Raw genomic sequence first — 10645 nt, 5'->3', positions numbered from 1 at the left:
CGAAAACCCGCCTTGCCGAGGCCCTGTATTGCTCCTTCCCCCTCTGGGGGAAGGCTGGGATGGGGACGGCTCCCGCATTCGGCGCGGCTCAGGTTCGAGCGCCGCTTGCCCCCACCCCGGCCCTCCCCCGGGAGGGGAGGGAGAAAGTCAGAACGCGGGGATCAGCGAACCCTTGAACTGCGTCTCGATGAAGCTCTTCACCTCCGGCGACTGGTAAGCCGCCACGAGGCGCCTGGCCCAGGGCTTGTCCTTGTCGGCGCGGCGCACGGCAATCAGGTTGGCGTACGGGCTCTTGGCGGCCTCCTTGATGACCGCGTCCTTGTTCAGCGACAGGCCGGCCTTCTCGGCGTAGTCGTTGTTGATGGCGGCGATGGTCAGGTCGTCAAGCGAGCGCGGCAGCTGGGCTGCGTCGAGCGCCACCAGCTTCAGCTTTTTCGGGTTGGTCACCACGTCGAGCGGCGTGGCGGTGTTGTTCTTCACGGCCTCGGGTTTCAGCGTGATGAGGCCGGCCGACTGCAGCAGCAGCAGGGCGCGGTTGCCATTCGACGGGTCGTTCTGGAAGCCGACCGAGGCGCCGTCGGGCAGCTGGTCGATCGACTTGATCTTGCGCGAGTAGAAGCCCAGCGGCGCGGTGATGGTCAGGCCCACCGGCACGATGTCGAAGCCGCGCGCCTTGTTCTGGTTGTCGAGGAAGGGCTGGTGCTGGAAGGCGTTGGCGTCGAGGTCGCCCGAGGCCAGCGCCGCATTGGGCAACTGGTAGTCGTTGAACACCACCACCTGGATGCTCAGGCCGTCCTTGGCGGCGACCTTCTTGACCACCTCGAAGATCTGCTCGCCGTTGCCGACGGAGACGCCGACCTTGAGCGTGTTCTTGTCCTGTGCGAAGGCGGTGTTGCCGGCAAGGAGGGTGGCGGCGAGCGCGGCCAGGGCGAGGGTGCGGCGGCGGAAAGATGTGTGCATGTCGTGGCGCGAAATCAAAAAAATGAAGGCGCGAATGTGGCATCGCGGACGCCGTTTGGAAACGAACCAATGCGCATATCCATATGGCGCCCATCGAGTCACACGTTCGCGCCCTTATGTGTCCAGAAGCATAAGCAAGCGCCGATTTGTTCGTTCCCTTTCGTTGCCTTTCTTTTCATACTCGGCACCCTTTTCGCGAACCTCCGCGACCTGCGCGCCGCGCGGGCCGCACTCTTTTCCATGACCCAACCTACGACTGACGCGGGCCGCGGCCACGCGGCGCCAGTCATCCGTCTTCAATCGGTGCAGAAGTCCTTCGCCTTGCCCAACGGTGAGGTGTTCGACGCCGTGCAATCGCTCTCGCTCGACATCCAGCAGGGCGACGTGTTCGGCCTGATCGGCAAGAGCGGCGCCGGCAAATCGACGCTGCTGCGCCTCATCAACCTGCTGGAGCGGCCCGATGCGGGCAAGGTGCTCGTCGGCGGGCGCGACCTCACCACGCTCTCGCGCCGCGAACTGCGCGACACGCGCCAGAACATCGGCATGATCTTCCAGCAGTTCAACCTGCTGCAGAACGCCACGGTGTTCGACAACGTGGCCTTCCCGTTGAAGATCCACGGCCGCCACTCGAAGGCAGAGATCGATGCCCGTGTGCGCGAGTGCCTGGCGCTCGTGGGCCTGGCCGAGAAGATCGACACCTACCCGGCCCAGCTCTCGGGCGGCCAGAAGCAGCGCGTGGCCATCGCCCGCGCGCTGGCGCCGCGCCCGCAGGTGCTGCTGTGCGACGAGCCCACCTCCGCGCTCGACTCCGAAACCACGCGCTCGCTGCTCGAAACGCTGCGCGAGATCAACCAGAAGATCGGCGTGACCATCGTGATCGTCACGCACGAGCTGTCGGTGGTCGAGGTGCTGTGCCGCAACGTGGCCATTCTCGAGAAGGGCCGGCTCGTGGAGCAGTTCGCGGTCGATGCGCCGAGCGAAGAGCGCAAGACCGCACTGGGTCGCGAGATCGACGAATTGGTGCGTCGCCGCGAACGCGAGGCGCGCCTGCCGGTCGTGCCGCGTCCGGCTTCGGTACAGCGCAACGCGCTGGAGGCGGCCTATGTTTGAGAACATCGCCCCCATCCTCCCCGAGCTGTGGGTCGCCACCGGCCAGACTTTCATGATGCTGGCCATCGGCCTCTCGGCCGCGGTGCTCATCGGTGGGCCGCTCGGCATCCTGCTGTTCCTGCTGGGCCCCGGCCAGTCGCTGGAGAACAAGCCTGCGTTCCTGGTGCTCAACTGGCTGGTGAACACCGTGCGCTCGTTCCCCTTCATCATCCTGCTCGTGGCCTTGGTGCCGTTCACGCGGGTGATTGCGGGCACATCGATCGGGCCGCTGGCGGCCGCGGTGCCGCTGTCGTTCGCGGCCATTCCGTACCTGGCGCGGCTGGTCGACCAGTGCCTGCGCGAAGTGCCGCGCGGCGTGATCGAGGCGGCGCATGCCATGGGCGCGACCGAGCTGCAGATCGTCTGGCGCGTGCTGTTGGTCGAAGCGCGTTCGGGCCTGGTGCTGGCGCTGACCGTGCTGGCCGTGAGCTTCCTCTCGTACTCGGCGGTGGCCGGCGTGGTGGGCGGCGGCGGCATCGGCGACCTGGCTATCCGCTACGGCTACTACCGTTTCCAGACCGACGTGATGGTGCTCACCGTGGCGCTGCTCGTGGTGCTCGTACAGATCCTGCAGTTCGTGGGCAACACCACGGCGAGCAGGCTGGACAAGCGTTGATTCCTTCTTTTCTCAGCTTCACCTATCTCATGAAAACCGCATTCCTGCGCCGCTCCGTTCTCGCCCTATCCTTGGTCGCCGTCTCGCTCGGCGGTTTCTCGCTGCAGGCTCACGCGCAAGACCCCGCCAAGAAGAACCTCGTGATCGGCGGCACCGCCGGCTCCAACGCCGACCAGCTCAAGGCCGGCATCGTGCCCATCCTCGAAAAGAAGGGCTACAAGGTCAAGCTGGTCGAGTTCAACGACTACGTGCAGCCCAACCTCGCGCTGGCCCAGGGCTCGCTCGACGCCAATTTCTTCCAGCATCAGGTCTACCTGAAGAAGTTCGCGGCCGACCAGAAGCTCGACCTCGCTGAACTGGTGCAGGGCCCGATCGCGCCGATGGGCGTGTACTCGACCAAGCGCAAGACGCTGGCCGACGTGAAGGAAGGCGACCGCGTGACGCTGCCGAACGACCCGAGCAACCTGGCCCGAGCGCTGGTGCTGCTGGAGCAGAACAAGCTGATCACGCTCAAGCCCGGCATCGACGTGTTGCGTTCGACGGAAAAGGACGTGGCCGAGAACCCGAAGAAGCTGAAGTTCATTCCGCTCGAAGCCGCGCAGCTGCCGCGTTCGCTAGGCGACACCGAGTACGCCATCGTCAACGGCAATTTCGCGATCTCGTCGGGCCTGAAGCTCACCGAGGCCGTGGTGCTGGAGAAAACACCGGACTACTATCTGAATGTGGTGGCCGTGAAAACTGCCGACAAGAACACGCAATGGGCCAAGGACATCGCCGAGGCCTACCGGTCGAAGGAGTTCAAGGCGGTGGTCGACAGCAAGTTCCAGGGCTATGCCAAGCCCAGCTTCCTGCAGTAGCTTCGCAGACAACAAAGGACGCCCCGTGCCCGTGCTCGCCGTATTCGATGCCCAAGGAAGCTGGCGCGACACGCATGTGTGCGACGGCTGGATCACCGAGCACCTGGCCGGGCAGGGCGTGAGTTGGGGGCGTGGCAAGAAGAAGGGGCAGCGCATGCTGGAGAGCGCCGGGCTGTTCTATGTGCCGACCGCCGACGGTTACCTGGGGCTGCTTGTCGAGGCCGGCGAATGGGTGTCGGTGCCGGACGGCAAGCCGCATTTCTTCGATGCGGGCGAGGTTGAGTCTTTCGACGCCTTGCCTGCTTCGTTGCCGCTCTTCGAGGCTTTCGTCGAAGAAGTTCTCTCGCTGACGGGCAACGACGCCGACGAAGAATAAAGAGTGGGTGCTCTTGTTCAGGGCGCCGGCTTTAACGCAAGGATCGCGTCGTAGGCCCGCGCCAGTTCGCTTTCGGTGCGCGCGAGGCGCGCGCGCAACGCCTCGCGCTCGCGTTCGCATGCCAGCAACTGGTCTCGCAACTGCGCCAGCGCACGCATGTCGAAGGTGTCGGCGCGCTCGTCCAGCAGCCCGGGCGATTCGATGTCGAAGCCGTTCTGCGTGTCGCCCGCGGCGCCGGATTGCGCCAGCCGCCCGCGGCGCATCAGCGGCGGCCCGGGCACGCGGAAGATGGCCACGAAGTCGGACCAGCCCTGCACACCCGGCATGGCGTTGAACGACTCCACTAGCTCCACCGCCATGCCACGGCGCCTCGCCCACGTGGCCAGCGCCATGCCGGCGTCGGGGTAGAAGCGCCAGCAGTCCACCGGGTAGCGATGGAACGCGTGGTTGCTCGGCGCGTTGATGTACAGCAGCCCGCCGGGCCGCAGCAGGCGCACCAGCTCCAGGAAGGTTTCCCAGAAGCAGGGGTCGTGCTCCAGCGCGGAGCTGGTCACGACCACGTCGGCGCACGCGTCCGCCAGCGGCAGCGGCTCGCCCTGAGCCACCACGCGGTCCACGCCCGGCCCGGCCACCGCATCGAGCCCGATGTAGCTCGCCGTGGCCGGCGCATGCGCGCGCAGGCTGCCGTTGACGTCCTGGCTGCCGAGCTCCACCACGTCGCGGAAATGCGGCTGCCAGTACAGCGCGAAGAAGTCGCGCCCGTGCGCGTTGGCGGTGTCGTGCATGCGGCGTGCTACCAGCTGGCGTCCAGCCCGATGTAGCGGGCCATGTATTCGCGAAAGCTCCACTGCTGGTCGAACCAGCGGTAGCGCATGTCGGGCGTATGGAAGTGCAGATCGAAGTGCTCGGCCACGCGCGGGTGGATCGGCTGCTGGATCGGCCCCATGCCGCCCAGCGCCCGCGCCGCCTCGCGGATCTGCGCGGGTGCGATGGCCGGGTGGCCGCCCACGTCCGGCGCGGCCACCCGCCACAGGCGGCAGGCCAGCTCCGCCATGCCCGCGGCGGAGATGTGGCCGAAGTTCCAGAACAGGTGCTGCTTGCGAAAGTTGTCGCGCACGTAGTCGCCGATGGCCACGTCGCAGACGCGGTCGCGCGCGTCCATGTCGTTCATGTCGACGTCGAACCGGCGCTCGAGGTTGGGCATGCTCTCGGTGGACCGCGCGAGGTAGGCGTCCACCGCGGCATCGCCGCGCAGGCCCTGCGCGCGCACCTTCAGGGCCACGCGGTCGCCCTCGCTGTAGCGCCCGAACACATAGGTCGGGTCCGCGAGCGGCGTGGGCTCCACCACCCTGAAGGGCCACAGGAACCGCACCATGTAGGTCGGAAACACCACCTTCGGGCAGGCCGCGGGGAGGCCATCGCGCAACTCTTCGCGCTGGCGCAGGAAGATTTCGCTGTCGTGCTGCTCCAGGTACAGCTTGCAGCGCGCGAGGTCGCGCCGCGACGGCACCTGCAGGGGCTGGCCCGCGGGGGCGTGGTTGAGCACGCTCAGGTAGCCGCGCTCGCCGCCATGGCCGTCCGCCGCCAGGAGCAGCTGCGCGAGCCACGGCACCTGGCAGTTGCCGTAGAGGATGACGAGCTCGGCGTCGGGGTCGGTGTTGCCGTGCAGGATCAACGCGCGCCCTCCGTCAGTCGCGCCAGGCGGTGATCACCGCGAAGTCGGAGTCGATGCGGCCCTCGGCCATCCAGCGGTCCTCCCAGTCGAAGAAGCGTTGCAGGTGCGCGGTGTCTTCGGCGTTGCCTGGGTCGAAGTTCTGTGCGATGCCGCTGAGCCCGGTCTGCAGCAGCGCGCCGCCGAGCGGGCGGCACTCCAGCCTCGCGAAGTGGCGCGCAAGCGCCGCCACGATCTGCGACGAACGCACGGCCTCCGACGGATCGACGGCGATGACGTCGGCCACGCTCGGGCGGTCCACCGGGCCGCGCTCCATGCCGCCGGGAAAGCGCCGGTACTTGAGCGGCAGCGTCGCCATGAATTCGTTGATGCCTTGCAGCTGCGCATCGGTCCACTGGAAGCGGTCGGGGCCGATGTATTCCTGCAGGTGAAAGATGCCGCCCGGGCGCAACGCACGCCGCACGACCGCGAACAGGCCGTCGAGGTTGTCGATGTGGTGCACGGAATGGCTCGCGAACACGATATCGAAGGCGCCTTCGGGCAGGGCTTCGCGGTCGAGGTCGGCCACGTGGTAGTGCACATGCTGCAGACCGGCTTCGGCGGCGAGGCGGCGCGCTTCGTCGATGGCCGGCGCGGCCAGGTCGTAGCCGTCGATGCGCTCGGCGATTCCAAGGCCCGCCAGCCCGCGCTCGAGCGCGCCGAAGCCGCAGCCGAGGCTGGCGACACGCACGACCGGCAATGCCGTGCTCGACGCGCGCAAGCGGTTCACGAGGTGGTCGTACGCGTTCACGTGCGGGTCTCCGCTCGCCAGGCGATTCAGCCGCGGCACCACCTGCGGGTGCGCCATCCAGAACATGCCCTGGGTCTCGGCGCGCTCGGCCGGCGGGGTGCTCCATTCCCTGGAGGTGCGCGCGGCTCTTTCGGCTCTTCCGGCGCTTTCAGTTTTTTGGGCCTGCAAGGCGTGTTCGGCGTTCGTCGGCGCGCCGCTGCGATGCGAGGCCTCGGCGAGCACCGCTTGCACGGTGCGGCGAAAGTGCGCGGGGTCGCAGTCGCGCGCGACATGCGCGAGCCCGCCGTCGCGCAGGCGCTGCCACAGGGCGCTGTCCTGGTACAGGCGGGCGCAGGCCGCGGCAAATTCCGCCGGGCTGCCGCCGCTCAACACGGCCTCGCCCGCCGGCCAGCCGAGCTGGCCCGCGATCAGCGTTGAGACCACGCCCGGCAGCCCGTTGGCGGACGCCTCGTGCACCTTTTGGGGCGTGCCCGCGGCAAAGCGCGTGGGCGCGAGGAACACTCGGGCCTGCGCGTAGTGGTCGCGCAGGCTGTCGACGCGGCCGTGAAAGCGCACGCGCGGGCCACCGAGCCGCTCGCGCAGCGCCGGTGCACAGCCGCCGACGATGTCCACGCCGTAGCCCGTGCCCAGCCTGGCGTCCAGATGAGGCATGACCTGTTCGACGAACCAGCGGACCGAATCGGCGTTGGGCGACTCTTCTTCCTCCAGGCGGCCGACGAAGAGGAAGTCGCGGCGCGCGTCGAATGCGGTGTTGGCGCTCGGGCTCGGGCTTGCACTCGCCGTCGCCCTCGTGCCCGCTGCGTCGATGCTCAGCCCCAGCACGCGCACGTCCGTGCAGCCCGCCTCGCGGAAGCTGCGGGCCTCGGCTTCGCTCACAGCCAGCACCACGGTGGCAGCGCGGGCGAGGCGGAACTCGGTGTCGCGTGTCATGGCGTCGGGCGACATGTCGGGCCCGAGGCCGAGCACCTCGCGGCGCAGCGCTTCGCGGTCCGAAAAGAGCGCCTCCGCGTCGTACACCACGCGCGCGCTGCCCGCGAGGCCGGGCTCTTCGTCGCAGCAATGCAGGAAGGCTTGCATGTTGTGCGGGCGGCTGACCACGATCATGTCGAACTGCCCCTTGCGGGCGCGCAGGAAGTCGGCCAGCGGCGGGCGGCGCGCGCCGGCGGCGTACTCCAGCTCGGCGGGCAGGAAGCGCGCGGCGGTGGCGGCGTCGAAGGTCGGGAGCGCCGTGGGGTAGTGGGTCAGCACGGCGCCCGCGTCGTGCAGTGCGTTGACCAGGTCACAGGCGCGCGGGTTGCCGGCGCCCAGGTGCGGAACGGGCACCTGGTCGTCGATGACCAGCACCCCCGTGCGGCCGTTCTTGCGCATGCGCGCCGCCAGCTCGCCGTCGCCGTGGGGGCGGTGCGCGTCGCTCAGCACGCGCGCGTGCCGCTGGGCGAACAGCGCGCGGTGGCGCTGCATGAGGTGTGCGGCGCTGTCGCGCGAGGCCGCGCTGCCGAACTCGAAATGCGTGAGCTGCACCGCGGGCTCGTACACCACGCGAAAGCCCGCGTCTCGCACGCGCATGCACAGGTCGGTGTCCTCGTAGTACGCGGGCGCGAACAGCGGGTCGAAGCCCGAGAGCGATTCGAACAGGCTGCGCCGCACCATGAGGAACGCGCCAGAGCAGTAGTCGACGTCGCGGCGGAACTGGAACGCCGCGTCGGCCGGGTCCTTGCCGCGGCCGTAGCCGCTGCAGCTGCCGTCGCGCCAGACGATGGAGCCCGCTTCCTGCAGTGTGCCGTCGAGCAGCACGATCTTGCCGCCCACCGCGCCGGCGTCGGCCTGCGTGTCGAGCAGGCGGCAGGCGGCTTCGAGCGAGCCGCGCACCAGTTGCGTGTCGTTGTTGAGAAAGAGCACATGGCGGCCTCGCGCCTCGCGCGCGCCGGCATTGGCGCCGCGCAGGAAGTGCAGGTTCTCGGCCTGCGTGAGCAGGCGCACGCCCTGCACCCGCGCGAGCAGCGCGGCCGTGCCGTCGCTGGAGGCGTTGTCCACGAGGATCACTTCCGCGGCCACGTCGATAGCCTGCGCCAGTGCCTGCAGGCACCGCAGCGTGAGCCCGGCCTGGTTGTGCAGCACCAGCACGATCGACACGGCCGGCTGCGCGGAGACGGGCAGCGCAATGCGCGCGCCGAGCTGCTGCAGGAAGGCCTGGAGCATGGCCTCGCTGTCGGCGCGAAAGGCTTGCTTGAGCTGGTCGGCCCGCGCGTGCGCCTGTGCTTCGGAGGGTGCGTGATCGGCGGCGGCCGCGGTGGATGTGGCGGGGGTGGCGGATCGGGCCGGGGTCGCCGCATCGTTCCCGCGTTCCGGCCGCGCCGGCGCCGCGAGCGGCTGCAGCGCCGCCACGGCGGGCGGCAGCGGCCGCTCTTCCCGGCGGCCATGGGTCTCGAAGTGGTAGAGCGCGTTGGCGCCCGATTGCGCCACGTCGGGGTTCTGCCGGAGGTAGGTGGCGGTGGAGAACCAGGGGCTCGGGTCGCGCGCCTCGCGGTTGCCGAACACGGCGTAGTGGTAGGCGGGATCGACCCTGGAGGCCTTCACGTCCAGGTAGGTGTCGGTGTACCAGCGGGCATCGAACAGCATCGAACGGCGCACAGCCTGGGTCGCGGGGTGGTAGGCCGCGCGATAGCGATGCAGGGTCGGCGCGAGCCAGCGCAGCGGGGCGGGCATGGACTTCGGATGCAGGGCGCGCAAGGCACGCAAGCCGCGCAGGTAACTCAGCAGTTGCCGCCGCAGCGTCGGGCGGGCTGGCGCTGCGCCGTCGACCGCCGCGAAGCCGACCACCTCGCCGTGGCGCCGCAGCAAGTCGGACACCAGCCGGGCGACGGCGTCGGCGTGCAGGGCCAGGTGGTCCTGCATGCCCGTGGTCGCGGCGATCAGCGCGGCGCGCTCGCTCTGCACATCCTCGAACCAGCGCACGGCCGCCGCATGGTGCTGGGTGGACTGCTCCAGTTCGTTGGCGAGGGCCTGGCGCGCGCGTTCCGCATCGGCCAGGCGCGCGCCTTGGACGGCGAGGCGCGAGGCCAGTTGCGCGATTTCTTCGCTGCGGTCGGGTGCAGCCGGTGTGGGCGGCGCCTGGCGTATCAAGGCCTCCGCCAGTTCGGCGCGCGCCTGGGCTTGCGCTTCTTCCAGCCGCGCCTGGAGCAGGCGGACCTTGCCCAGCGCCGCGTCGCGGTCGCGTTCCGCCAACACGGCGTTGCGTGCCTGGATCGCGGCCTGGTCGCGCTCGCGCTCGGCCAGTTCCAGCCGGCCTTGCACGGCGGCACGGGCCTCTTCCGCCGCGCGGCGGTGCTGTTCGAGGGCCTCGACCTGCAGCCGGAAGCTGCGCAGCGCCTCCTGCTCGCGCGCCAGCCCCGACCACACCGCGCCGACGGAGGCGAAGCGGTCGCGAATGGCGAGCGTGGCATGGCCTTGCGAGGCGGCGCACAGCTCGCGGATCGCCGTGGGTGCCTGCGCGCCACGGGCGATCACGCCCAGCCCATGGCCGTGCAGGAACTCGAAGTGCGGCAGCGTCGCGGCCAGCTCGGAAAACAGGCGATACACGCCGAAATCGCCCTGGCGCACGTTGGTGTCGTGGAACAGCACCACCGCGCGCGGCGAGAGCTTGGGCGCCCAGGTGTCGTAGTCGTGCCGCACCGCCTCGTAGGTATGGAAACCGTCGATGTGCAGCAGGTCGATCGAGCCGTCCGCGAAGGTGCCGGCGGCGGCGTCGAAGTCCATGCGCACCAGCTCCGAGAAGGCCGAGAAGTGCTGCGCATTGAATTCGCGCACGTCTTCGTACACCTCGTCGCCGAAGTTGCCCGCGTGCGCGTCGCCTTGCCAGTGGTCGACGGCGTAGCAGCGCGTGGGCAGGCCGGCGCGCAGCACGGCCTCGCAGAAGGCCGCATACGACACGCCATGGTGCGTGCCCAGCTCCACCAGCACGCGCGGCTCGCAGGCTTCGACCACCCAGGCGGCGAAGGGCACGTGGCCCCACCAGCCGCTGGGCTTGCCGATGCGGTGCGGCCTGCGGAAGAGGGGCGATAGCGCGGGCGATGCGAGTTCGCCGAGCGCTGCGGATGCGGACGCCGGTGCCGGGGTATGCGTGGGCGCGTGCGTATGCGGTCGGTGCTCTTCGACGGCGTTTCGCAGCCTGTCGAGCGATTGGAATTGAGGTTGTGTCATGCGCGCTCCTTGGCGTTTTTTGGGG

Annotated in this window: 8 protein-coding genes; 4 read left to right on the top strand and 4 right to left on the bottom strand. The window is 69.2% G+C overall.

Annotated elements, in window-relative coordinates; translation table 11 throughout:
* Positions 1-147 precede the first annotated feature (147 nt).
* On the bottom strand, positions 148-960 hold the full coding sequence (locus ASC92_RS21135) for a MetQ/NlpA family ABC transporter substrate-binding protein (protein WP_056519917.1): 813 nt from the start codon (positions 958-960) through the stop codon (positions 148-150).
* Positions 961-1200: 240 nt separating this feature from the next.
* Here ASC92_RS21135 and ASC92_RS21130 point away from each other — a divergent pair, with 240 nt between their 5' ends.
* From ASC92_RS21130 to ASC92_RS21115, 4 genes are read left to right on the top strand one after another with little or no spacing between them, the layout of a single operon-like run.
* Positions 1201-2070 (top strand): methionine ABC transporter ATP-binding protein, encoded by an 870-nt coding sequence (locus ASC92_RS21130; RefSeq protein WP_056519499.1) that lies wholly within the window; start codon positions 1201-1203, stop codon positions 2068-2070.
* The gene (locus ASC92_RS21125) at positions 2063-2725 is read left to right on the top strand and encodes a methionine ABC transporter permease (RefSeq protein ID WP_007835547.1); all 663 of its coding nucleotides are present in this window, start codon (positions 2063-2065) and stop codon (positions 2723-2725) included. The genes ASC92_RS21130 and ASC92_RS21125 overlap by 8 nt, the downstream gene beginning before the upstream one ends.
* Before the next feature lie 29 nt (positions 2726-2754).
* Positions 2755-3582, top strand: a complete 828-nt coding sequence (locus tag ASC92_RS21120; protein ID WP_056519913.1) for a MetQ/NlpA family ABC transporter substrate-binding protein — start codon at positions 2755-2757, stop codon at positions 3580-3582.
* A gap of 25 nt (positions 3583-3607) precedes the next feature.
* Positions 3608-3958, top strand: a complete 351-nt coding sequence (locus tag ASC92_RS21115) for a hypothetical protein (RefSeq protein WP_056519495.1) — start codon at positions 3608-3610, stop codon at positions 3956-3958.
* Between the two features lie 17 nt (positions 3959-3975).
* Here ASC92_RS21115 and ASC92_RS21110 read toward each other — a convergent pair whose 3' ends face one another.
* Genes ASC92_RS21110 through ASC92_RS21100 form a run of 3 tightly spaced genes read right to left on the bottom strand, consistent with a single transcriptional unit; the run spans position 3976 to position 10620 of the window.
* Complete coding sequence (locus ASC92_RS21110; RefSeq protein ID WP_056519492.1) at positions 3976-4743, bottom strand: methyltransferase domain-containing protein; 768 nt, start codon at positions 4741-4743, stop codon at positions 3976-3978.
* Between the two features lie 8 nt (positions 4744-4751).
* Complete coding sequence (locus ASC92_RS28930) at positions 4752-5633, bottom strand: WcbI family polysaccharide biosynthesis putative acetyltransferase (protein WP_056519489.1); 882 nt, start codon at positions 5631-5633, stop codon at positions 4752-4754.
* Between the two features lie 13 nt (positions 5634-5646).
* Positions 5647-10620: a class I SAM-dependent methyltransferase gene (locus tag ASC92_RS21100; RefSeq protein ID WP_056519485.1), complete on the bottom strand. Its 4974-nt coding sequence runs from the start codon at positions 10618-10620 to the stop codon at positions 5647-5649.
* Positions 10621-10645 lie beyond the last annotated feature (25 nt).

The sequence above is a fragment of the Variovorax sp. Root411 genome, from assembly GCF_001425205.1.
In the GTDB taxonomy this organism is placed as follows: domain Bacteria; phylum Pseudomonadota; class Gammaproteobacteria; order Burkholderiales; family Burkholderiaceae_C; genus Variovorax.
This window is presented reverse-complemented; position numbering and strand designations above follow the sequence as displayed.

Excerpts from the sequence above, each read along its gene's own strand:
- ASC92_RS21125 (WP_007835547.1), top strand. The coding sequence starts at position 2,063 with ATGTTTGAGAACATCGCCCCCATCCTCCCCGAGCTGTGGGTCGCCACC.
- ASC92_RS21100 (WP_056519485.1), bottom strand. The coding sequence starts at position 10,620 with ATGACACAACCTCAATTCCAATCGCTCGACAGGCTGCGAAACGCCGTC.
- ASC92_RS21110 (WP_056519492.1), bottom strand. The coding sequence starts at position 4,743 with ATGCACGACACCGCCAACGCGCACGGGCGCGACTTCTTCGCGCTGTAC.
- ASC92_RS21135 (WP_056519917.1), bottom strand. The coding sequence starts at position 960 with ATGCACACATCTTTCCGCCGCCGCACCCTCGCCCTGGCCGCGCTCGCC.
- ASC92_RS21120 (WP_056519913.1), top strand. The coding sequence starts at position 2,755 with ATGAAAACCGCATTCCTGCGCCGCTCCGTTCTCGCCCTATCCTTGGTC.
- ASC92_RS21130 (WP_056519499.1), top strand. The coding sequence starts at position 1,201 with ATGACCCAACCTACGACTGACGCGGGCCGCGGCCACGCGGCGCCAGTC.